The 26,031-nt window shown below is 38.3% G+C and carries 14 protein-coding genes and 1 pseudogene; 3 read left to right on the top strand and 12 right to left on the bottom strand.

Going from position 1 to position 26,031, the window contains the following annotated elements; translation table 11 throughout:
* The 3 genes and pseudogenes from BUC16_RS17815 to BUC16_RS16675 form a co-directional block, all read left to right on the top strand.
* Positions 1-468: pseudogene (locus tag BUC16_RS17815) on the top strand (hypothetical protein); the annotation flags it as partial.
* Between the two features lie 135 nt (positions 469-603).
* Entirely contained in the window at positions 604-1,227 is a 624-nt protein-coding gene (locus BUC16_RS16680; protein ID WP_073371957.1) for an ATP-binding protein, read from the top strand.
* A gap of 36 nt (positions 1,228-1,263) precedes the next feature.
* Positions 1,264-1,917, top strand: coding sequence for a hypothetical protein (locus BUC16_RS16675; RefSeq protein ID WP_073371956.1), 654 nt, complete (start codon positions 1,264-1,266; stop codon positions 1,915-1,917).
* A 205-nt stretch (positions 1,918-2,122) separates the two neighbouring features.
* Here BUC16_RS16675 and BUC16_RS16670 read toward each other — a convergent pair whose 3' ends face one another.
* The 12 genes from BUC16_RS16670 to BUC16_RS16610 form a co-directional block, all read right to left on the bottom strand.
* Complete coding sequence (locus BUC16_RS16670; RefSeq protein ID WP_073371955.1) at positions 2,123-2,371, bottom strand: hypothetical protein; 249 nt, start codon at positions 2,369-2,371, stop codon at positions 2,123-2,125.
* A 422-nt stretch (positions 2,372-2,793) separates the two neighbouring features.
* Positions 2,794-7,359, bottom strand: a complete 4,566-nt coding sequence (locus BUC16_RS16665) for a rhamnogalacturonan lyase family protein (RefSeq protein ID WP_073371954.1) — start codon at positions 7,357-7,359, stop codon at positions 2,794-2,796.
* A gap of 228 nt (positions 7,360-7,587) precedes the next feature.
* Positions 7,588-7,974, bottom strand: a complete 387-nt coding sequence (locus BUC16_RS16660) for a hypothetical protein (protein WP_073371953.1) — start codon at positions 7,972-7,974, stop codon at positions 7,588-7,590.
* Between the two features lie 61 nt (positions 7,975-8,035).
* Positions 8,036-9,517 (bottom strand): sialate O-acetylesterase, encoded by a 1,482-nt coding sequence (locus BUC16_RS17770; protein WP_073371952.1) that lies wholly within the window; start codon positions 9,515-9,517, stop codon positions 8,036-8,038.
* An 88-nt stretch (positions 9,518-9,605) separates the two neighbouring features.
* Positions 9,606-9,917 (bottom strand): hypothetical protein, encoded by a 312-nt coding sequence (locus BUC16_RS16650; RefSeq protein ID WP_141226193.1) that lies wholly within the window; start codon positions 9,915-9,917, stop codon positions 9,606-9,608.
* Positions 9,918-10,023: 106 nt separating this feature from the next.
* Positions 10,024-11,271 carry a DUF8694 domain-containing protein gene (locus BUC16_RS16645; RefSeq protein WP_073371950.1) on the bottom strand — a complete coding sequence of 416 codons (1,248 nt, stop codon included), beginning with the start codon at positions 11,269-11,271 and terminating at the stop codon, positions 10,024-10,026.
* Between the two features lie 525 nt (positions 11,272-11,796).
* Positions 11,797-13,467 carry a RagB/SusD family nutrient uptake outer membrane protein gene (locus tag BUC16_RS16635; RefSeq protein ID WP_073371948.1) on the bottom strand — a complete coding sequence of 557 codons (1,671 nt, stop codon included), beginning with the start codon at positions 13,465-13,467 and terminating at the stop codon, positions 11,797-11,799.
* A gap of 10 nt (positions 13,468-13,477) precedes the next feature.
* Positions 13,478-16,468: a SusC/RagA family TonB-linked outer membrane protein gene (locus BUC16_RS16630; RefSeq protein ID WP_073371947.1), complete on the bottom strand. Its 2,991-nt coding sequence runs from the start codon at positions 16,466-16,468 to the stop codon at positions 13,478-13,480.
* Positions 16,469-16,512: 44 nt separating this feature from the next.
* A complete protein-coding gene (locus BUC16_RS16625) occupies positions 16,513-19,494 on the bottom strand; it encodes a glycoside hydrolase family 2 protein (protein ID WP_073371958.1) in 2,982 nt (993 codons plus the stop codon).
* A 481-nt stretch (positions 19,495-19,975) separates the two neighbouring features.
* A complete protein-coding gene (locus BUC16_RS16620; protein ID WP_073371946.1) occupies positions 19,976-21,409 on the bottom strand; it encodes a sialate O-acetylesterase in 1,434 nt (477 codons plus the stop codon).
* Between the two features lie 119 nt (positions 21,410-21,528).
* Entirely contained in the window at positions 21,529-22,749 is a 1,221-nt protein-coding gene (locus BUC16_RS16615; protein ID WP_073371945.1) for a 6-phosphofructokinase, read from the bottom strand.
* 152 nt (positions 22,750-22,901) lie between these two features.
* Positions 22,902-25,892 carry a glycoside hydrolase family 2 protein gene (locus BUC16_RS16610; RefSeq protein ID WP_073371944.1) on the bottom strand — a complete coding sequence of 997 codons (2,991 nt, stop codon included), beginning with the start codon at positions 25,890-25,892 and terminating at the stop codon, positions 22,902-22,904.
* Positions 25,893-26,031: the final 139 nt, after the last annotated feature.

The raw sequence follows: 26,031 nt of genomic DNA, 5'->3' as shown, positions 1-26,031 counted from the left end.
CTTGGTGTTTTCATACTTATTTCAAATTTAAGGATTTTGAAAACACTCTCTTATTTTTTGTCTAAATCAGTCCACTTTTTGCTGACGATTTACACCGCCAAAAAAGAAAAGTCTCCGTCGATTGCAGAAACCGATAAAAATCAAATTGAAACAAGTCAGCCTAAAGAGTTGATCGTCACTACGAGCTTGTCATCCCGAGCGCAGTCGAGGGACGAGAACCCGACCAACCAAGAAGTCAAATCCTATTTCCTGGAACAAACTTTCCCGGAACGCGAAGCCAACAAATTTTTCAATTATTTCTCCAGCGTTGGTTGGCTCGTAGGCGGCAAAACCCCAATGGTCGATTGGAAAGCCGCTGCCAACAACTGGATATTGAACGCACCTAGTTTTATTTCTTATGAAAAGCCACCCGACAGGGCTAAACACCTCACCACGGGAATAGACAAAGACTATTCGGAACCATTTTAACTAATTACAAAAGTGTTCAAAGTCCCTTTTTGTCTTCCGAGCATATCATCTCGAGCGCAGTCGAGAGACGAGAGACGTGATACTTGGTTAACCTCACATTCAACCTTTGCACCCTTTGCGGTAAAACCCTAAACTATGGAAACTGAAATAAAACACCAACGCAATTACCAGGAAATAATCCTCTGGCTCGAGAAAAAAGGCGTGGAACTATACGGCAACCAATTCAAAATCTTGGAAAGCGATTATCCATTAATTTACAAATTGATGGCCTATTTCTTGAAGGACGAAGCCACTTGTTATCAATATGGCATCAATCTCGATAAGGGAGTATTACTTTCTGGCCCCGTTGGCTGCGGAAAAACAACCTTGATGCACCTTATGAAAAACTTGACACCGGTGGAACATAAATTTAACATAAAGCCCTGCCGGGATATTAGTTTCGAATTTATTCAGGAAGGTTACGAAATAATCCACAAATACAGCAAGGGCAAACTCTATCAATCTGACCCAAAAACAATCTGTTTCGATGACTTGGGCACCGAAAACAACCTCAAATACTTCGGAAACGAATGCAATGTAATGGCGGAGATAATGCTTTCCAGATACGACCTTTTTGTATCCAAAAAAATAAAAACACACATCACTACCAACCTGTCGGTATCCGAAGTAGAAACGGCGTACGGCAACCGTGTCCGCTCGCGACTCCGAAACATGATCAACCTCATCGCCTTCGACAAAACCACCAAAGACAAACGATAATCTCACTATTCACCTCTCACAACTCACTCTTTAGCTATGAAAAAAATCACCACTTTCTGGAACTGGTTCCAAAAAAACGAACAAGAAATCTTCCACGCCTTTCACCTCAACATCAAGAAAGAAGAAGTTACCGCCCAATTGCTGAAAAAACTGAATATGGTCTCAAAAAGTATTGGCTTTATAATTAAAGATTCAAGTGAATTCGATGACAAACTCATTATCATATTTACCGGTAACGGCCTCCGTAGACTATTTGGCAAAATGATGGCTTTTGAAAACCAGGCACCAATGCTGGAGCACTTCACCGCCGAGTCATTTATAAAACCATTGGTAGATACTGCAATGTACAAAGACGGTACCGATGAACCCTGTGTATATAAAAACTTTGAAATCAAAATCAGCAAAGTACAAATCGCCTTGTTGGATTACAATATAGCAACCAAGCAATTAAAAATCGATTTGTACCTACCCGATTTCAATATACTCAAGCAATACGATGATCTGGAATCTACTATAGAATACATTGTAATGCAGATTATAGGCGAAATAGCCTTCCGTAAGCACATCAGGGAAATCAATTTACACCAGATGTCATTGGAACAAAAAGGTCTGTTATCCCTTATAGAACTTCCCGATTTCATTGAATACCTCTACAAGATTAATTCAAGGAAGAAAACGATGTTGATATAAAATCATCAACTATCTAGTGTAAAAATTGATAGTGAATCAATTCTTATATAATCTCAAATCAATTTTAAAAACTTCTTTTGCCTTTTAAACTTTCATTTCTTTTAAGTACAGTAAACCAAAAGAGGTTTTGTTTTTTTAATTTCTCTTTTAAAATAATACCCCTTTGCTAAAACAACATTAGTTTAATTCTAGCGTTAGCCACAGATTAGAAAGACATCTTCTTAATTTTAAGAATTTGTTTTTCAAGACATCTAAGCTTTTTTTCTTTTCTTTTCTCACAATCTTTAACAGCATCTTCTTTTGTTAAGTGAAAATCGGTTCCGTAAAATTCAGTATAAAAAGGAAATCCATCAGGTTTACCATAGCAACTTCTTGCCTCTAAACTTACTTCCATTACACTTTCTATAATTCCAATTGAAAAAAAATATTTTGTAATAAAAACTTTTTGCATCATTCTGGTTTAGTTTAAAAATCGAACCGCCAATACTGCATTTCAGCAATTGAGGATTTAGGCTTAATTGATATTAAAAGGTTAGTAAAACTCCAGTACTTCCGATTGAGATAAAGTACCTGTTCATGCATAATGACCCAACTATTATTTTCTAATAGGATTTACGATGGGAACAGTACAATTTATTTTGGCAATGCCAAAGAGCCCGAACATTCCAGATTGGGGAAATAATAGGGTCAAAAATTCTAATTCACAATGGAGAAGGAGCTAGAATCAGATTGTTTTATATTTTCAAATGTTCTTAAATAGTATTGATGCCATTTTTTTAACGCAAGTTGCTAATATGTCTCTTTATAAACTCAATATAAGTTCGCAAAGATTCCTTACGGCAACGATTAGATTACCTCTTAGAGGTAAATCTATACTTATTCCTTAATTATTTTTTTATCAAATGAGGATCCATCTTTCAAAATTTTAACAAAGTAAATTCCAGATGAAAAGTTTTTCATCTCGACTGTAACTTGTTCTTTAACCGTTTTTATGGTTTCTAATTTTGCACCTAAACTATTATACAATTCGATAGTTGATCCTAAAAGTTCATTCGGCAAAAGGATAGTAAAACTATTTTTTACCGGATTTGGAAAAATTTTAATTTCCATTTCATCAGTGAATATATTCGTTGACAAAGAACTTGACACTTTTAACAATCCATTGCTTTTCAATGCTGAGGTATCCCAACTTAAGCCTGCACCGGGTGTTGCTGGACTAATGGTAATATTTCCTAAAATAGCAGTAGTTGTATTAAAGATTTTAAACGAATTCCCTGCTGCAAAATTAACGCCGCTTTGGTTAACCACTTTAAGGGTTCCGTTTAGCGTTATTTGATTGGCTCCAGTCGATAGAAGATCTGAAGTATTCGTATCAGGATATACATCCGTTTCATAGGTACTTCCCGCCAGCATCGTTACGGCTTTGTTTACGGTAAGTGTTCCCAATAATGGATAGCCCGGAGCCAAAGTTCCTCCACTGGCAACACTGATTGTGTTGGACAAAATACCCTTTCCTGACAAAGTTCCTCCAGTATTAACAGTAAGAGTACCTGTTCCAGCACCGCTTCCTGTTGCATTGTTTACAATAAGTTTTCCTCCATTTAGATTAGTAACACCTGTATAGGTATTTGCATTTGTCAATATCAAAGATCCTGTACCTACTTTGGTAAGCATATTACTGGAAATCACTCCATCAAATTGTGAATCGATGTTTTTAGCACCAATTTCCCAATTTGCAGCTGACAAAGAACTTGTTGCAACCCCATTTAAGGCTCCAAACTTTATTGTTCTAGTAGTTACCAATGAATAAGCTTTTCCTTTTGGATCTTCAGCAGCCGGATTCCCTTCTAAATTAATGGTAGCATTGGCATAGCCAAAAGCATTATCTAATCTAAAATCTCCTTTTACATTAAGAATCCCTGTAAAGGCAGACCAATCTCCTTTGAAAGAAGTACGAATATAAGGTATAGTCACATTCAATGTACCCGCACCTGTTAGTTTCCCTCCCAAATAAGCCTTTCCGCTAGGGATAAATTCCCCTGTTTTTCCTGAACCCACTTGAATATCCCATAATGGAGAATCATATACATCTCTATTATCGTCCATAATCAAAGAACCCGATTCTATTGTTAATTTTCTCGTTCCTGCCCCTAGTCCTCCTTCATTACCTAAGTTACCTCTTAAATATATTTTACCTTCTTTTAAGGTTGTTGCTCCTGAATACGAATTGTTATACAACAACAATGAACCAGGACCTTCTTTGACTAAATTACCGGAACCGGTAATATCTCCAGTAAAAACAGCATACTTATTCGCTGAAGAAGTGTTAATCCTGGATGTACCCGTAATGGTCACTACCCTGTCAGTAGAACTATTCTGGTTGATTTGCAAGGTTGCAGCGTTGATAACGAGATTACCGGCAGTTTTGTCTGCGGCTCCAATAGAAGAAGGTGCTCCCCCATTATTTATGGTTGATACCGATAAAGTCCCCGCATTTATTATTGTTTTCCCGGTATACGTATTATTAGTTAAGTCCAATGTTACTTTATTCGTATTCGATTTGATTAAATCACCAGTACCATCAATAGCTCCAGTACCACTGAAAGTATAATCACTTGTTGCATCAAAACTTACCCCTGAAGTATTGGCAATAACCGAAAGTTGAACCGCCTTGTTTGCTCCTGTTTCATCAAAAACTACCACATCTTTTGGAGTAAAAGCTTCTTGAACACTGGCCAAGTTAAAATTCTTTGTTTTGAAATTCCAATTATTATCAATTAATCCTTTCCAAGTAATGGTTCCTGGACTGCGAAGAGCCAAAATTTTAAGTTTGATTTCGTTGTTTTCAATGATAATTTCGTTCGGCACGCCATTTATGCCTTCCACAGTAAAATCGGCAGCAACCGCTGTAAGAGTCGCTGAAGATTTTATAAGCGAATACGTTCCCGCTATAGCATCACCATCTTTGAATGCCACGATTATCCTGTTTTTACCAGAAAAATTAATATTTCCATTTACAATTATCTTATCATTAACCGTTGTTGATCCCGGTATAATATCGAATGCAAAATTATTGTTTCCTGGAACCACTAGGTTTCCTGTAATAACCAAAGAACCTATTGAATTTTCATCAGTACCTTTTCCTGGATTAATTCTTCCACCGTTAACATTAAACCCTTTCTCTAAAACAACCCCGCCATTATAGGTTCCAATTCCTCCAATGGCTCCTTTTGGTTTTATTGTCACCTGGCTTTGTATACTTCCGTTTACATTTAATGCACCATCAGAAACCACGGTTGTTCCGGTATAATCATAATTACCATTAAAAGTTATAGAACCTGACAAACTTTTAACAAAATCAATTGTCCCTGTGAGTTTTCCAGTACCGGAGAAAACATAATCCTTGCCTTGAGGATTCATTACCCAAATCTTGGCCGGTGAAAAATTACCGCTTAGATTTATTGGATTGCTGTTATTTCCTCTGGCATCGAACATTACGATATTTGGATCAGCATACAAAGCGCTTCCTGAATTCGTTGCCCAATTTGAGCTTGTTGTATCCCATATGGAAGATGTTGCTCCCGTCCAATATCTATCCGCTTTTTGGATGGGAGAAACAGGCGGTTCCTGCATACCGTCTCCAATATAAAAATCGGTCAAATGCCCTTGATAGTAGCCTCTAACGGTCAAATCATTTAAATAGGCAGGGTTTTGGGACAAGGTATATATTCTTTCCATGGAAGCAATTGGAGTGGTATAGATTCTCAATTCCTTAAAGTCTGCCGATTCATAAATAACCTCTTCACGCCAGTCTCCCAGAATATCTCCAACAAAACTGGGCGTATTAGGTCCCACATCATGAATTCCCGTGAAAGAACTAAAACCATCAATAAATATTCTATCTTCCTTGTCATTCAAATAATTCCATTTGGTCATTCTTTTATCCCCCAACTCTTCCGTCAATAGATCTCCATCCCAAAAAATTCTAAAAGTCGGATCTGAAGACGGCATATTGCCATTGGATGTAGGAGCGCCGGACACATTATACAAATAATCTGTAAACGTATGAAACTCGTAACCTGGGAAACGAGGATCATAATCCCCTACATTTCCTCTTGCCATATCCAGATTGTCAGGATTTTTTTGATCCAATAAAACTTTTCCTGTTTTAGCATCACAATAATACCACATAATACCGGAAACACTGTACCCTTGTTGAATTCCATACATTTCTAAACCGGGACGACTGGGGTCTAAATCACCGATATAAAAACGATCCCCATGAAAGATGTCCTGATCCCCTAAATTATATAACATTGATCCATCGTCATCAATAACAAAACCCAATGGACATATCTCGTCTTTTCCGTCACCGTCCAAATCAATTATACGAATTTGATGTCCTGTCTGTTGGTGGATTTGCTTCGGATATTGATCTAAAAAGAACTGCCATTTTTGCACCAATGTCCCATTTTTCCAATCCCAGGCAGTGGTCATGTCATTGAAAGTGCCATCATCTTTTCTATTCTTGGCTTCCCAAACCAAACTGGGATGAATACCGTCGAGGTAGGCAATCCCAAAATGTCCATTCATTGAACCATGTTCCAAATAGGGATTATTGTATTGGGTTCGTGAAATTTCTGCCCCAGTCATTCCATTGAGAACGGATATAAATTGAACGTCATCGTTGGATGGATTACTTAAAACAGTACCATCGCCAAATTTCACGCCATTGGCAGTTCTGATAATTACCTCCGCTTTTCCATCCCCATTGATGTCATAAACCGTTATATTATCACCATGTCCCACATCTATTGTTGAAGAGCCTGGCTCAATATTATTATCATCAAGAACACCATTGGGACCACAATCCAGTTGCCATAAAAAAGTTCCATCCTGTTTGTAGGCTTCAACTAGAATTGTGCTGGTTGCATCCGGAACAAAACTTGAATCTAAACGCCTAACGATAATAAAATCATAATCCCCATCCCCATCCAAATCTCCAACCCTGACATAACGTACAGCATAACCAACACGATCCTGGCGCAAAGGAAAACTCATATAGGATTGTACCGGAGTATTCGCCGGCATCACAAAGGATCGGCTTGCAGCTGCTTGCTCCACACCGTTCAAAACCGCTTTTACAAAATATTCATTGGATACGGTAAAATTGGCCGTTGCATCCGTAAAATTTGTACCTGCAGCAAGAACCGCTGTATTCAGTTTTACTGCAGTTCCCCCTCCCGATGAACGATAGAGGTTAAATCCTGTATTGGATGGTTCTGTTGCAAACAAACGCCAAGACACAAAAGCCTTGGCAGTTTCGGAGTGAATAGCGACGACTCCCCTGTCTAAATCCTGGACAATGCGTTGCGCAATACCATGGAGGGGTAGACAAGCCAAGCAAATAATTATAATTAGTCGAAGGGTACTGTTTTTCATGGTTGGTTAATTTGTGGTTCTATTAGCTTGGTAAACCTGTCGTTTTAATTAAAAGCGCTCCTTATCAATATTCTAGGACTAGGCACAATCAATTATTACAATTGCTGATAAAAAATTCAGGTATTGGACACTTTTTTAGTTAGTAACTATTAGGTGCATTCTATTTATCTTCATTTGGAACAATTGCAATTTCCCGCATTAGTGGTCATTAAATTGCTGCTTGTCTTGTTACCATTTCAAATTTTCCCTCTCCCTAAGTTTCTGTGGATAACTTCTAAAAGTGGATTCGATGTTGTCAAATTTTTTCTGGATTCCTGCAAACTTTTTATCATCGGAATAATCTACATCATTAATTTCCTTCACGTACATCCTTACCTTCAATTTCAATTTATCTCTTTCGGCTTCAATATTGGTTTTGGGAAAATCATAGGCAGTTATAAGCTCGTTACACAAAGCAATTAACCCATATTTCCTTTCTTCTATCCATGTTTTTCTTGCTTTGTATATGCTGTCTTGTTCTTTCCCTGCCACTTGATCCACTGCAACAGAAGAATTATTAGCAGAATAGCTTAAACTTGAAAGAAGCAAAACACCGATAATTAGTAATCTTTTCATTTTTAAATAATTAATTTGTTTGTTGGTTAATATTTGATTTTTAATTTTATTCTTGGGTTTATTACAAATTTCTCATTGCAACAACCTTAATTTTGTTTTCTTTTAAGTACTGCAGGATTTCGTTTAAAAAATCAATTGAGGTAGAGTACTTCGGATGAAGTATATCCGGAACTCCATGAAAGGTCAAGACCAAGACATCTTCTCCTTTTAAATTTCGCAAAGCATTCAAGGTACGCGCTTTATATTTATCGGAAGATATAACGGTATAGCTTGGAATAGCCAGTTTTGGATCTTCTTTTACTTTATAATACCTTGCCCCTCCTGTCCTCCCAAATTGATACCCCATACTCTTTACGATTCTTTGAGCTATCGTATCTTGGCGATTCCCTGGATAAGCAAGCGATATCGGTTTTGGAATCCCAAATTCTTTGCATTTTTCCTCGATATAACCCACTTCTTTTTTGACATCCTCGAGACTTAACTTGGTCAAGTCTTTATGATGTCCGGTATGGTTTCCTATTTCAAAACCTTTTTTATGCAATTCGCGAATCTGGTTCCAATTCATTAATTCTTTCTCATCACCTGGATTTTTAATTGGAAATTCGCAAACAAAGAAAGTTGCGTTAAAACCATATTTTGACAATAGACTTGCCACATTGGTGTAATGACTAATCTCAGCATCATCAAAAGTCAGTACCACTGTAGCTTTTTGAGTTATCTTGGAAGATTGTTCCAACTTTTTTGCGGCAGTTTTCTTGGCTTCCGCCGAAGGTTGCTCCAAATTTTTCATGGCAACGGCATATCTTTTGCCGAGTTCTCGGGCAGATGGAGTGTCAAAATGCAATTGGTCTCCTCGATCCGTCAAATCCTTTGCAGAAACCACGGCTGTATTTTCTACTTCCGCAGGCAGCTTATTGATGACTTCATTGATGTTATTCACTTTGTTAAAATACCCGATTTCACCGGCCACAAATGGAAGGTTGGGCGCATTTAAGTCCCTTCTCAAATTACCAACCAAAGTTTTCAATTTCTCCAGATAGACTTCCATTTTTTTGGGATTGTTGTCCGTCTCGCCTTGATGCCAAAGAATGCCTTTCAAAACGCCTTTTTGCATCGCTATTTTCGCCCTGGCAATCGCTTCATCATACGGAAAATTATCAAAATACTTGGCTCCCGGTTGCCATACTTTTATGGGAGAACCTCCCCAAGCACAAGGAATAAGTCCTATTTGGGTATTTGGTTTGTCCTGAAGCATGGCTTGGGCAAAACTTACAGCAGGCCCAACTCCTGCAGCAGGTCTATCAAAATGAACAGGATCCTTGGCTCCAACCCAATTATTCGTTTTGTCCAGCATCAAAATGTCCACGGATGTATTCTGGCTTTGTGCGTCAACAGTGCCACGACCTGCCATATTGGACTGGCCAATGAGCAAATACACTTCCATGGGTTTGCTTGGATTGACTGTTTGGCTATGGGCATTAAAACCAACACAGAACACGAAACACGCCACTATTTTAAATGCAATCTTCAATTGTATGTTCATTTTAAAAATTTGCTCAATCGTTAATCATAATTTCTCAAGAATAAATCAAAATATAAATCCCGTTTTTTTGACGGGATTGGTTAAATTATTATTCTTTTTTTGCTGCTGCTTTAAGTGCTTTTTGAGTTTCTTTTTGTTCAGCTGTCAAAATCGCGTTCATTTTTTTGGTAATTTCTTTAATTTTTACTTTATCGGCTTCTTTGTTGTCTGGATTTGCCTTAATGTCGTCATACAGTACTTTTTGCTCTTCAAATAAAGGCAACATCAATTTTTGTTGTTCTGCAGTTAAAGACAGTTCCGCTGTCATTTTCTCTACTTTTTTTATGGACGAAGCTGATGCTTCTTGCGCAAATCCGTTCAATCCTAAAGCCAATAAGGCTACAATAAATAATTTTTTCATTTGTTTTGTTTTAATTGTTAAAAAATGTTTTGAATTAAAGGCCATTCAAGACATTGAAAAAAATCAATGCCTTGAATAGTATTCTAAATTTCTAATACCAATATTACTATTGCACTATTTTTTTGGTCACGACTCTACCATCAGTAGTCGTTACTTTTACCACATATACTCCATTTGATTTATTCAATGGAATAATGGTTTCATTTGATCCTATGCTTTTTTTACTGGCTACCAAACGACCGCCCAAATCATATACTTTTACGTCAGACAGTATTCCATTTCCTGATTGGATCTTGATGCTTTGATTTTGGGAGTAAACCACGATGTCATTGGCATTAAGTTCAACATCATTAACTCCAAGTGCTGGTGCTGTTCCTGAAGCTTCCACTTCAGCGGAGTAATTAAAAGCTTTATCTACCGTATATATTTTGTAATAATAATTTGTACTGCTTACAACAGCGACATCTTGAAAAGATGTTGCCGTTCCGATATAAACAACTTTACCACTTAAAGCACCCGTACCGTTTGTAATAATGTTTCCTACCCCATAAATTCCATTTACATTTGGATCATTGTCAGCATTGGGGGTGGTTTCATAACGAACAACTACATATCCTTCTTTATCAAGGTCTGTCGAAGCTGTCCAAGAAACAGCTAAAGCATTACCGTTAACTGTAACCCCGGGTACAGTAGCTGGAGTTGGAGCCGTTAAATCAATAGCTGTAGCTGGGTAAATAACAAAATCGTCAATATTGCCTGAAAAAGCAACAGAAGTACCATCCCTAAAACCTACCCAAGGAGTTGCAACTAAAGGATTTGTTACAGGAGTAAATACTATTGAAGCTCTTATCCAAGTATCAGCCGAAAAACTTGGAGATAGCGCTACAGCTGATGAAACTCTTTTACTAGTTACATTCAAGGCTCCTCTTAAATTTCCCGCTGGATCCGTGGGAGATTTATAATAGAACTGTATCACATAAGAAACACTAGCGACTAAAGTTGGCACCGTAGGACTTTGAAAAGTTTTATTACCAAGAGGAGTAGCCCCACCATTTCCAGTATACGAAAGACAATTATTCCCTGATCGCGCTTTACCAACAGTATTGTCAACAATTGCTGATGAATTTGCAGTCCCTAAAGTCCATTCAGTTGGACTAGAAGTATCGCCAGGAGTTAAAAGCGCAAGAGGCACATTAGTTACTTGCCCCTCAAAACCACCATCTACTGCTGGATGAGAGCCTATAATCTGCTGTTGTCCCCAACTCGCTTGAGAACCCATTAAGGCAATTAATAAAAGCTGCAAGAAAAAATAGCTTTTTCCTTTGCCTGTTGATTCTGAGTAATTTCTTTTCATAATAAATAATTTTGTGGTTAATAATTGAATAGTTGATAATTATAATCGTTTATAATTCAGGATGTCAAAATTAATTTTACTGACCAATCTTGTGTTATCAAAATCCGACAATGCTTATCAAAATCCGACAACACTCCTTTACATACTGATAAACAACAATTTACGTATGTTAATTTTACCATTGCTATTGAAAAAAAATAAAACGTATTTATATAAAACACAAAAGAGCCTTCACAAGGAAGACTCTTTTAGTCATCTGAAAATAAAAAATATAACGCGATTAAATTCCTTTTTGGCAGTTGAAATTAGCTGCTATTCCGCAAAAAAAACGCAACATTATAATCCCTTTCTGGTAGTTTTTTGTGTTCCTAAATATCTTAAATAGGAACGTTTTGCATATGCAAGTTAACTTCTCTTCTTTATAAAAGTCGATACTCATTCATAAAAATTCATTAAAAAAAGCTTATCAGGTATGACCAAAATACCTGATAAACGACTAACTAAAAAAAATGTCTTTATATGTTTTTAATTTACGTAACCCGGGTTTTGGTCGAGTACAGCTCCAGTATTACGTTCAATTTCGACGAAAGGAATAGGCCATAAATTATGAAATTCCTGTATCTCTTTGTAATAAGAATTAAATCTTGTAACGCGATTGTATAATAACCCCAAACGCATTAGAGTCAACCTTCTTTTTTCTTCTACACCAAGTTCTCTCATTCTTTCGTCCAAAATATAGTCTATGTTCACGTTTGCTTCCGCTACCGGTTTGGCATTGGCTCTAGCTCTAACCACGTTGATGTCGGCTGCGGCAAGACCCTGTTGATTGTCGTTCATGTAGGCCTCGGCTCTCAATAAATAGGTTTCAGCCAGCCTGAACATGTATTGATCTGCATAGGTAGCTCCAGCATTGGCATTAAGCAATCCTCTCGTCTTGTCAATATACAAGTTGTCAGGATGTTCTCCTGGAGTGGTTCCCTTGGTCTGGTAAGCATAAAAATTTCTGCCTGGAACGGTTATACCTGCAGGAGGATTTTCGGTTGAAATAGTTTTTCCGTAATATAAAGGAAATTGGGGGTTATTGTAAGTGAACACTCTCACGAAGTTATGATTTGCATTTCGCATGTCATTGGTAAAATCGCTTACCCAAATCGTGTTGCTGAAATGCTTGGTCGAGATTGCCCATCCAATTCCTCTACCTCCGGTATAGTCACTCACTGGATATAAAAAAGGATTTACCCCTCCCACTCTCAAAGATCCTATGTTTGGTCCATGATGTCTCTCCATATAAAACCCTCCATCCTTGGTAGTAGAAATCATGGCTCCTCCCGGAACGTCTGTCTCGTACTGGATTACATATAAACTTTCGGTATTTCCTGAAGTCCTGTTTTGGTTCTTTCCTCTAAATAAATCCCAATATACATCACGTCCATTTTCAGTGGCGCGACTTCCAAAACGTCTTGTCATTAAGTCTGTATTGGGATCATCAATTACTTTTGTTGCCGCTAAAATTGCTTTTTTGGGTTCGCCATTGGCTATATACACTTCTGCCAATAAATGGGCAGCTGCCAGTGCGTGTATTTCTCCATCTTTTACTTGGGTAATTCCAGGAAGATTGTTGGATGCAAAAGTAAGATCCAGGATGCATTGCTCCAAAACCTCTTTCTTTGTAGCCCTGACAAAATCATATTTAGGCTCTTTAATCTCTTCCAAACTTATCGGCACACCACCATACAAATAGACAAGTGTTCTGTAGGCAAGTGCTCGAAAGAATCTGGCCCGACCTTCTATATTTCTTTCCTGGACCGGAGTTAATTCAACATCTCCTAATCTTGAAATGGCCATATTGGACTCGGAAACAATCTTGTAAAGAGCTCTCCAATGCGTTTCAGGTACTCTATTGCCTCCGCTTGGCTGCATTACGGCAGTATAGGGTGTCCAACGTCTTGCATCGGGCTGGCCATCAAATACTATGTCTGTTCCGTAGGTGTAATCAAACGGAAAGTTTCCGTCTATACTGTAAAACTCATCCCTGACTTTGTCATGGAGACCTGCGATTGACAAATTAAAGTCATCGTAAGTCTTAAAAGCGTTTTCGGCAGCAATAAAATCCACCGGGGTTTCGTCCAAAAAGTCTTTGCTGCAGGAAAACAGGAAACCAAGAGCCAGAAGCGAAAAAATATGTTTAAATTTCATGATACTAATTTTAAAAAGTTACGTTTAAACCAAAAGAATATCCTTTGAGAACTGGGCGACCATCATCTCTCAAACCTTGGCCTGTTTCAGGATCCCATCCTTTCCAATCAGTCCAGGTAGCCAAGTTTTTGCCGCTGACAAAAAGCCTCAAAGAATTTAAGCCGGCACTGTCCAATAATGATTTTGGAAAGTTATAGGACAGGGAAACGTCCTGTAAGCGAACAAAATCACGCTCATAAAATACGGAAGGTATTACTTTTGGTGCCGTAACATAACGAGAATTAATCCCGTCAGGGTTCAATGGTGTCCAAAAATCTGTATTGTTAAGAATATTGAACAAGTTGTCAATTTCACTCTGTCTTCCTCCGTAAGTTGGTTCATTCGCACTCAAATATCCGTCTTTTCCTCCTTGCACCGTGTTTAAAAACACGTTCAATGTGAAATCTTTATACGTAAAAGTGTTCAACAAACCAGCCCTGAATTCCGGCTCCGATTTTCCTTGAAAAACCCTGTCATTGGAATCGATAAGACCGTCATTGTTTTGATCGATTACCTTTCTTGTTCCAGGATAGTAACCTGTGGGGATGACATCTCCAATTTGGTAAATTGGCCCAGCCTCGTAAGCATAAATGGTTCCAATGGATTTGCCGATAAACAAGTTGTCTGCCACGATATCATCTTCCACACCGTTCCCGTCTTCATCAAGACCCGTCAGTGCCAAGATTTTATTGTCGTTATGGGAATAATTGAAAGTGGTGCTCCAAGAAAAATTGTCGTTTTTGATGTTGTTTGAAGTCAAGGAAAATTCATATCCCGTATTCTGGATATTTCCCAAATTCACGTTCACGGAAGTAACCCCGGTAATGGAGGGAACCGATCTTGAAAACAATTGGTTTTTTGTTTCCGTGTTATAATATTCGACACTTCCCGACAATATGCCTTTAAACAATTTAAAATCCAGTCCCAAGTTGATTCCTCCAGTGGATTCCCATTGCAAGTTGGCATTGGCCAATGTGTTTAATTGTTGCATAAACTCTGTTGAACCTCCATCGCCATATACATATCCGGAACTTCTACCAATTCTGGAAAGTGAAAAATACCTGCTGGTAAGGTTGCCATTCGATCCGTATCCCGCTCTTAACTTGAGTAAATCAACCACTTTAGACTTGAAAAAATCTTCTTTGGTAATAACCCAACCCAAGGCTGCCGAAGGGAAAACGCCCCACTTTTCATTCTCGGCAAACCCGGAAAATCCATCCCTTCTTATTGTACCAGTAAAAAGGTATTTGTCCTTGTATTTGTAATTGACCCTTCCCATTTGGTAACTTAGGGCTTCATGCCATCCACCGGAAGTTATTTTTTGTATGGTGGCTTGTTCAAGTGCATTGTAACTTAAAGATAAATCCGTGAAACCTTCTCCAGTGGCTGAAGTATCTTCGGCTTCTCTTTCGGATGCACCATACAAGAATGTCGCTTCCAACTCATGATTTTCGGCAAACGTTCTTTTGTAGGTAAATATGTTGTCAAACGTATAATCATATCGGGTACTGTGGTTTTTATAGGCTGAACCCGTTAATCCTGCACCATAAATGCTAGATCCGTATTCATTGGCCCATCTATAGTTGTTACCGAAGTTTACTCTATAACTCAATCCTTTGATGAAAGGGAATTTGATGTCGGAATAAAAATTTCCGAATAAATTATTGCTTTTATCCAGGTTGTCCACATAATAAGTCATGAATGGATTGGAATAAATTGTCCCTGTAGGAAATGGAATCAGGTTCCCATCTGCATCAAATGGCTCCACTAATGGAGCTTGACGAATAATTCCGCTAAGAGTAGGTTCTTCACCACTATAATCGGAAAAGGTGGCAAATGACTGCATCCCTACAGTCCACCAATCTTTTAGATTAACATCGATGTTGGCTCTAATAGTGGTTCTTTTGCTGACATCATTAATGATATACCCCTCCTGGTCTGTATGGCTGGCAGACAACAAATAGGACATGTTGTCACCTCCTCCAGACACACTAAGGTTGAAATCCTGGATGGAACCCGTTTTTGTTGCAGCATCCCACCAATTGTAATCGGCACCTGAAATCTGGCCTTGGTTTACGAGGGAATCATCGACATAATCAGCTAAATTAAAAGAGGGATCTGGCACAGTGTAGTCAGGAGCCAAATAGGATTTATTCCAATACAAATCTCGTACTTTATCCAGATAATCTTGTCTGTCCAAAGGCTCTACATTTATGGTTGGAATCTGGGTAGTATAAGAATTTGAAAAACTGATTTGTGGAGCTTTGTTTTTATTTCCTTTTTTGGTGGTAATCATCAAGATACCGTTGGCGCCCTGAGCTCCATAAATGGCAGTCGAACTGGCATCCTTCAGCACATCCACGGAAGCAACGTCATCAGGATTCAGGTCATTTATAGATCCCGTGTACACGATTCCGTCCACCACTATTAGAACGTTGTTGTTCCCGGCCAACGAATTTCGCCCCCTGATGGAAATATTAGGAGTACTTCCTGCACTGTTGGTCTGACCAACATTCAAACCCGCAACGCTTCCTTGCAAACTTTGGGCAAGATTGGGATTTGGCGAATCTTCAAAGGCTTTCAAATTGGCGGTTGAAACGGCTCCGGTCACATCTGTTTTCTTTTTGGTTCCGTACCCGACTACAACCACTTCGTTCAGTTGAGATGCAAGTTCTTGCATGACAACAGTGTAATTCGATCTAGAATCGATGGTGATTTCAGTGGTTGTCATTCCGACAAAGGAAAAAATCAAGACATCTCCTGATTCTGCACTAATGGTAAAATTACCGTCAAAATCGGTTTGGGTTTCTGCTTTTTTATCCTTGATTTTGACATTCGCCCCGGGTATGGTTAGCCCTACCGCATCTTTTACAATTCCAGTAATTTTCTTTTGGGCTGTTGCACTCAAACAAGAAAAAAGCACGGAAAAGAATATGAAATACTTCAATATTGATTTTTTCATAAATGGTTTAATTTTAATTTGGTTAGTTAATAATTTTATGCTGCCTAATGAATCTGCTCGTGAAATTCCACTTCGATTATAGGCAATCGTTCTATGGTTTTACCGCCTTCTTTTAGGCCTGCCTGATCTACTTTTCCAGTAATTTCCACCAAATTAATGGCATCACTGTCTTTGACTTTTCCTACCAACTCTATTTGTACTTTTTTACCTTTGGTTGGAGTCACGTTCAAGGTTACATATCCCAAACTAAGAGGCGTAGAGCCATCAAATACTTTTTTATTGTCAACCAAGATTCGAATTGGATATTTTTTCCTTTTCCACCCGGCAATCTTCATCACTACTTGACTAATATTAGCTTCACGCTCTAATTCATACTCAATCACGGCCTTGTCATTTTTCCCGTATGACCATTGTGTCAATTCATTGTCGTCATAACTTTTGAAAGCATCCGCTTGATTCGAATTGGTCTTGGCTCCAATAATTGCAATCGGTAATCTAGCTCTCTTGAAAGATGGTGTTGCAGGAGTTGGTCCTTTTTCAGTGAAAGACGGCAAGTTTTCATTTGGCAAATTCACAGACAATTTACCTAAATCGGTCTTGATCGTTTTCACGGCAAGAGTTGTACTCTTAAGCGAATTGGAAGAAGCCTTGATAGTAATTAGTCCCTCCGTTTCTGTGGATCGCACCATAATTCGGTTGACTCCACATTCTACTGGAAGACTGCTGGCTCCAATATAATTATCGGGTCCTTGCGCAATTCCGCCCACAAAAGTACCTTGTCCTTTTACTTCAAAATCAATCATGTTCAATGCCGTAGGACAACGATTTCCTTTATCATCCACAACTTCCACTTGCACGATGGCTAAATCATTGGCATTGGCCAAAGTTCCACCCGGTCTTTCTATAGTACTTAATTTAACTGCATAAGGTTTTCCGGCTGTACGGATTTCATTTTCGCAAACTTGCTTTCCTGATTTATCGTAACCAACAGCTTTGATGCTTCCCGGTTTAAACTGGACATTTTTGAAGGTGAACAAGAATCTTTTACTCTGTAAGCCCTTACCAAGACTTACATTATTGACAAACAATTCTACTACATCGGCAGTCGAAATTACAGTGATATCTTTAGTCACTTCTTTTTCATAATTCCAATGTCCTACAATATGTGCTTTAGGAGTTTCGGTATCAACCCATCCATCCCAAATGACCTGATGGGCATAAAAACCATCTTTAGGAATTCGCATTGGATCTACTTCGCCACTTCTTCTGTAATTTTCCTGTCCTCTGTAATGGGTATTCGAATCACTGAATATAATGTTTACTCCTCCAGAATTCACGCGCTCTCCAGTACCCGGACGTTGTTCCCAATAGTCGTACCAACGCTCCACATTTTCAACGGCATGCGTATCTTGGTTACGGTTATAGGCGCTGGTATCGGTTAACCGTGCACCATTGGCATTTGAATGATTGGTACCTCCAGTTCCATTTTTATGGAAAGGTGGCGTAAAATCATCCCAAAATTTACGCAAACCTTCGTCCCTGCTGTACTCGGTGGCCCACAAAGGGTGTTTTGCACTTTTGTTGATGTACAACATTTCGCCTCCATATTCGGCCACTTTGCTGTCCAGCATTTCCCTGCTTCCTATGGCACGACCTCCATAAGGATCATATTGATTTCTGATAGCCAACATTTCTTTCATGTGTTCTTCTGAAATACTATTATTACCCGATTCGTAGAATAAAATACTGGGATTGTTGCGATTGTAGATAATGGCATCACGCATCAACTCGGTACGTTGTTCCCATCTGCGCCCCGTAACATCCTTCTCTGAATCTCCTGCCGGCATGGCCTGTATCAAACCTACCCTGTCACAAGATTCCACGTCTTGTTTCCAAGGAGTTATGTGCATCCATCTTACCAGATTTCCATTGCTCTTTACCATCAAACTGTTGCTGTAATCACTCATCCAAGCTGGAACCGACATTCCCACGGAAGGCCATTCGTTGCTGGTTCGTTGTGCATATCCGTGCATCATGATAACTCGGTCGTTCAAGTATATCATTCCTTTTTCGAATTTCGCTTTACGGAATCCTGTAGTAATAGCAACCTTGTCAACCGATTTATTATCTACCAACACTTCACTGGTAACAGTATATAAATAACCATAACCCCAACTCCAAAAATTCAAGTTATTCAAGGCTTTGGAAGCTTTTAAATCTTTCTTTTCATTTGGATTTACGGTATAAGAATCTCCCAAAAAGGAAGCCACTTCTTTTCCTTGCATATCCACCACGCTCACTTTCAATTGCGCTTTGATGGGGGTTGAAAGTTCATTCTTTACCTGCGAAGAAACATTGACAACCGCTTTCTTTTCGACAATGTTGAAATCTGTTGCGTAAACATAGGTACCTGTTGTTCCCAATGTAGAAAACAAAGGAAGGGTTTGATATACTTTTGATTTCATGTGCAAGTACACATTCTTTGGAAGACCTCCATAATTGGCATTGAAATTTCTATCGTTCCACTGGAATCCTGAGTTACTTGCTTTCTCTTTGTATCTCCAATCGTTATCTGTTTTTACGGCAATCACGTTTTCTTGTGGATACGGTTTTACATAAGGCGTCAAGTCAAAACCAAAAGCCATCGCACCATTTTCATGTCGCCCTATAAATGTACCGTTAAGATATACTTCTCCCATTTGACGCACTCCTTCAAACTCTATAAAGACCTTCTTGTCGCTCGAATCTTTTGGCAATTGAAAAGTCTTGCGATACCAGGCAATTCCAGTAGACAAATCTCTTATATCTTTTTTAAATGCCTCGGCTTGATTCCAGGCAAAAGGAAGATTGACAGCCGTCCATTTTTGATCATCAAACTCTGGTTTTTTGGCTTCTTCAACAGCCCCAACATTTAATTTCCAACCGTAATTGAAATTGTATTTTTCTCTGTCTGATTTATTTTGTTGTGCATTAACCAAGTTTGCAAACAGTAGCAAGAAACTGAATGCATAAAAAAATCTTTTCATGTTCATTATTTAATTGTTATTAGGATTATTCTTTTATACTCAATGACGTATTTTATTGCTATACGCATTCACAAATTTAGACTCCTTGCTTTATTTTGAATTATCAAATACCGACATTACTATTCATATTCCGACAAATGACTGAATATGATATAAAATGGCTCAATCTGACAGGAAAAACAGCTAAAAGGGAAAGAAACGACAAGAATATTGTTGGGTAGAAATAAGCTATGGCTCCTGAATTTGACAACCAAGAATACATGACAATAGGTTAATTTAAAAAAATCTGCTCTAATCTGCGTGCCATCATTTTCACGCAGATTGGAGCAGATTCTAAAGTAGAAAAAAGATGGAAATGACCCACTATGTAAACAAGCCACCACATCTTCTAAGCAGTTATTTACAACTACTGGTTTTCTATATTAAACTACTTGATTTTAAATAATCCCAAGATGAATTCACCTATTTCATTCGATTTATTTTAATCTACACTTGCCCTAAAAATCGTTACTGGCAAACCAGCATTATTTACTAAATTGGGCTGTGCACTTTCATACCATCCCATTCTCAGCTGCATCGGCTTCACGATATCGGGACTTGAAACAACCAGTTTGTTGTTCTTTATTATTCCGTTAGCCGTTTTAAATACACCATCTGACCCTGCAACTTCAAGCCATCTGATAGCTTTACCATCACTTGATTTTAAACCATCCGAATGAGAAAAGCTAACGACAAGATCTTTACCAGCTAATTTCATTTCTTTAAAACGAGGCCCTGTAAATTCAAGATTGGAATAACCATACTGTTTCGCCAACGCAACATTTGATAATCTCCGTCCGATTTCCCATTTATAGGGAGGATGAATATCATTTAATTTATCTATTAAATCGCTAGTAGGAATCATTTCAGTTTTAGGAATGGACAATGCAGCTGTCTGTGCCTCCCATATTATTGGAAGTGTCTCAACAGTATGGGCAACCTTGTCTTTACGACGGGTATAATTAAAAGGAGCCAGAGTAACATAATAAAAAGATAGTTCAGGATTTTCCCATCTTTCTCTCCAGCTGTGAATGAGTGTTTTCATTTTATCGGCATACAAAGTATCATTGGTCATTGCGTTCGATTCACCCTGATACCATAAAAAACCCTTTATAGCGAAAGGTGCCAGAGGTTTAATCATATTTTCGTATAAGCTTCCAGCTTCGACGCCATTAATGATATTATTTTCTATTTTATCTTTGAATAAAGTACTATTTTCATATGCTGATGCCGGTGTCCAAGGTTCAATCTGGGTTCCATTAACAGCCGAACATATTATGCCAATGGGCACATTCAATTTTCGATGAAGATTTTTGGCAAAAAAATAACCGATAGCCGAAAACTTACTTAGTGCTTCACCTTCAGCCAGCTCCCAGCCTGAGGTATCTATATCCGATGCACCTATTTTTTTTTTGGTCAGCAACAAACGGATTTGTGGTTCATTAATTGATAATTCCAGCTCCAGACTGTCGGCGGTTTTTAACGGTTTCTGGTACTCGCTCTTCATACGATATCGCATATTCGACTGACCCGAACAAAGCCAAACTTCGCCAATTAAAATATTACTGAGGCGTAAACTACTGTCTTTATCAGATGTGATAAGCATTTCAGCAGGTAATGACGATGGTGCCATTGCAGACAAGTTAACTTTCCAATACCCTTTTCCATCTGTCTTAGCCTCTTTTTCCTGATCCTTGAATTTGACAGTAATTGTACTTTTAGGAGATGCCGAACCCCAAATAGGCACAACCTGATTACTTTGCAAAACCATGTTGTTGCCAATAACGTTGGGCAGTTTGATTTGGGCAGATGAATTTAAAGCGTTCATCAGTAGGATTACCAACGAAACGCAGATTTTTAGGTGTTTAAATTTCATGTGAATAATTGTTAAGTTCAACGCTTGATTCCATTAAAAGCAACCGGCCTCTTGGGCAGAAAGAAATCCATTTAGCTATCGAAAATTTATGGGTTGCAATTATTTTATGTTTTAGCAATTTAGTCTTGCCATTCCAGTATTTTATTAAAATCGTATTCTTCTGGATTTGACACATATTGTTTGGCTTTTTCATAATCGGCTTTGGTAATGTAATGCAAATCGGAAAAAAGAAGTTTTGCCATTTCAGAATCAATATCAACAAGACGTGGCTTAATTTTTCCGTCAGATCCTTCCAAATCTTTCAAATAAAGAGGTTTAATATCACCATTGGAATTGGCAGAAACCAAACAACCGGTCAATCCTTGTTTGAATAATTTCTTTACGCCCATTGCCAATAACGTGCACAAGGTAAGGTCAAACCCAATAGGTCGGCAACAACGCAGTTCATATCCCATTTCAACAGGCCTACTCTTCACTTCAATACCCAAGCTTTTCAACTTTTGCTGCAACAAAATATTAAATATATGAGACTTGCTCACATTACCCAATTCTGGGTGTCCGTGATCGTCATAAGTAAAGTTTATTCCTGAATTTATAATCTCGTCTTCATCCATAAAATGGAAAACACCTTCACTAATGATGGTCACTCCATAAGAAATATTATCTATTTTTCTTTTGATGATGGTCGATACCAACAATCGGGTAATTTTATCCAAGGTAACACTGGTCTTGTTGAACATTTCCGGAATAATCACCATCGGAAAATGACAACTCATCCCGATACCAAAAGCCAAATGTCCTGCTTCGCGCCCCATCGTGGACAACACAAACCAGTTTTTACTGGTTCTTGCATCTTCATAAACGGTATTTCCTATTCGAACACCTTCATCTTTAGCGGAATGAAATCCGAAAGTTGGATTCCTGTCGGGCAATGGAAGGTCGTTGTCGATGGTTTTAGGAACGTGGATATTGCTGATGTCAATATTTTTGCTGGCCAAAAACTTACTAATCCTGTTGGCAGTGGAAGCTGTGTCATCCCCTCCAATGGTTACTAAAAGTTTAACGTTGTTTTTTACAAAAAAATCGGTATTGAACTCCTCGTCTTTAGGCTTATAACGACTCATTTGCAGAGATGAACCTCCAAGACTAAAAATTTTATCTGCATATTCAAAATCCAAATCGTCTATTTTGGGACTGTCTGTAAAAATAGTCCTGTAACCTTCTTGAATACCAATTACACGGTAATCCTCTTTGATAAAAACTTTGACCAATGTACTTATAACCGCATTTATACCTGGTGCAGGACCTCCTCCGCAAAGAATGGCAATCGAATCTTTCATATATTTTTTTATTTTTTTACAAATCAAAAAAAAGCCTACCAGAGTACTACCAATATACCTGATAGGCAACTAACTAATAACCTAATTTTTTAAATTTTAATTCACAAAATAGTGTACACTATATAATCTTTTTATTGCAATCGTAAAATTGACTAACGAATGGGTTCATAAAATTCTACTTCGATGATTGGTAATCGCTGTATAGTTTCACCGCCTTCTTTTAAGCCTGCCTGATCTACTTTTCCGGTAACTTCCACCAGTTTAATGGCATCACTCTTTTTAGCTTTTCCCAACAGCTCTATTTGTACCTTTTTACCTTTGGTTGGTGTAACGTCTAAGGTTACATATCCCAAACTAAGAGGCGTAGAACCTTCAAATACTTTTTTATTGTCCACTAAAATTCGAATTGGATATTTTTTGCTTTTCCATCCGGCAAGTTTCATCACTACCTGATTGATATTGGCTTCACGCTCTAATTCGTATTCAATCATTGCATTGTCACCTTTTCCATAAGACCATTCTGTTAATTCATTATCATCATAGCTTTTAAAGGCATCAGCTTGATTCGAATCGGTTGTAGCCCTAGCAATCGCTATCGGCAGTCTCGTTTTTTTGAAAGATGGAGTTGCAGGAGTTGGTCCTTTTTCTGTAAAAGACGGCAGATTTTCATTCGGCAGATTCATAGACAATTTCCCTAAATCGGTTTTTACTGTTTTAACAGAAATCGCATCACTTTTTAGCGAACCTGAAGAAGCTTTAATAGTAATTGACCCCTCTGTTTCCGTAGATTTCACCATAATTCGATTCACGCCGCATTCTACAGGAAGACTGCTGGCTCCAATATAATTATCTGGCCCCTGAGCAATACCGCCCACAAAAGTACCCTGCCCTTTTACTTCAAAATCGATCATATCCAGCGCGGTAGGACAGCGGTTTCCCTTATCATCCACAACTTCCACTTGCACAATAACTAAATCATTAGCATTCGCCAAAGTTCCTCCCGGTCTTTCTATTTTACTTAATTTAAGAGCAAAAGGCTGTCCTGCGGTTTTAATTTCGTTTTCACAAACTTGTTTTCCTGATTTATTGTAGCCAACAGCTTTGATAGTTCCTGGTTTGAACTGAACACCTTTGAATGTAAACAAAAACCTTTTGCTTTGTGTTCCTTTACCCAGACTTACATTGTTGACAAACAGTTCTACTGCATCGGCAGAAGAAATTACCGTAATATCTTTGATTAGTTCTTTTTCATAATTCCAATGTCCCACAATATGTGCCTGAGGTTTTTCGGTATCCACCCAGCCGTCCCAAATTACCTGATGGGCATAAAAATTATCTTTTGGAATCCGCATCGCATCGACTTCACCGCTTCTTCTGTAATTTTCCTGTCCTCTGTAATGCGTATTGGAATCACTAAAAACAATATTGACTCCTCCTGAACTCACACGCTCTCCGGTACCTGGACGCATTTCCCAATAATCATACCACCGCTTTACATTTTCAATGGCATGCGTGTCCTGATTACGGTTATATGCAGTGGCATCACTTACTGCTTTTGCACCAATAGAATTTTGAGGGGTGGTTCCTCCAGTTCCATTTTTATGATAAGGCGGTGTAAATTCATCCCAAAATTTACGCAGGCCTTCGTCCCTGCTGTATTCCATAGCCCACAAAGGGTGTTTTGCACTTTTGTTGATGTACAGCATTTCCCCTCCGTATTCAGCTGTTTTGCTGTCCAGCATTTCCCTGCATCCTATGGCACGGCCTCCATAAGGATCATAAGTATTTCTGATAGCCAGCATTTCTTTCATATGCTCCTCCGAAATACTTTCATTTCCTGATTCGTAAAATAAAATACTTGGATTGTTGCGATTGTATATAATGGCATCTCGCATCAACTCGGTACGGTGTCCCCATTGCCTCCCTTTAGCATCCTGCTCTGAATCTCCAGCTGGCATCGCCTGTATCAAACCTACCCTGTCGCAGGATTCAATGTCTTGTTTCCAAGGAGTCACGTGCATCCATCGTACCAGATTTCCGTTGCTCTTTACCATCAGACTATTGCTGTAATCACTCATCCAGGCCGGAACAGACATTCCCACCGAAGGCCATTCGTTGCTGGTTCGTTGCGCATAACCTTTCATTTGAATTATTCGGTCGTTCAGATACACCATTCCTTTTTCGAATTTGGATTTACGGAATCCTGTGCGAATAACAACTTTATCAACTGATTTATTGTCAACCAATACTTCAGAAGTAACAGTGTATAAATAACCATAGCCCCAGCTCCAAAAATTCAAATTACTCAAGGCTTTGGATGCTTTCAAATCCGTTTTTTCATTTGCATTTACGGTATATGAATCTCCCAAAAAGGAAGCTACTTCTTTCCCTTGCATATCCACCACGTTTACTTTCAATTGCGCTTTAACGGGTATTGAAAGTTCATTCTTTACCTGAGAAGAAACATTGATAACCGCCTTCTTTTGAGTAATATTAAAATCTGTTGCGTACACATAAGTTCCTGTTGTTCCCAATGCAGAAAAAAGAGGAAGGGTTTGATATACCTTGGATTTAATATGCAAAAACACATTCTTTGGAATACCTCCATAATTGGCATTAAATCTTATATTGTTCCACTGGAATTCGGATTCTGTAAGCTTCTCTTTATACTCCCAATCATTATCCGTTTTTACTGCAATCACGTTTTCCTGTGGATACGGTTTTACATAAGGAGTCAAGTCGAAACCAAAAGCCATTACCCCATTTTCATGTCGCCCTATAAATGTGCCGTTAAGATATACTTCTCCCATTTGACGAACTCCTTCAAACTCGATAAAAACTTTCTTGTCATTAGAATCTTTGGGCAATTGAAAGGTCTTGCGATACCAGGCAATTCCTGTGGACAAGTCCCTTATATCATTTTTAAACGCCTCGGCTTGATTCCAGGCATAGGGAAGATTGACAACTGTCCATTTTTGATCATTAAACCCTGGCTTTTCAGCTTCTTCAACAGCACCAACATTTAATTTCCAACCGTAATTAAAGTTGTATTTTTCCTTAACTGATTTATTGTCCTGTGCACTTACTGTATTTGCAAACAGCATTACAAAACTGAATGCGTATAAAACTCCTTTCAAATTCATTTGTTAAATTGTTATTGTTTTAATCTGTTAATCTATCTTATATGGCGCATTCATTGCTATACGCATTTACAAATTTAGATTCCTTGCCTTATTTTGAATTATCATAAACCGACATTACTATTCATATTCCGACAAATCA

Origin of the sequence: Flavobacterium fluvii, from assembly GCF_900129545.1 — a bacterium.
Classification (GTDB): Bacteria; Bacteroidota; Bacteroidia; order Flavobacteriales; family Flavobacteriaceae; genus Flavobacterium; species Flavobacterium fluvii.
The sequence above is the reverse complement of the archived record's forward strand: the minus strand, read 5'-3'. Positions and strand labels throughout refer to the sequence as shown.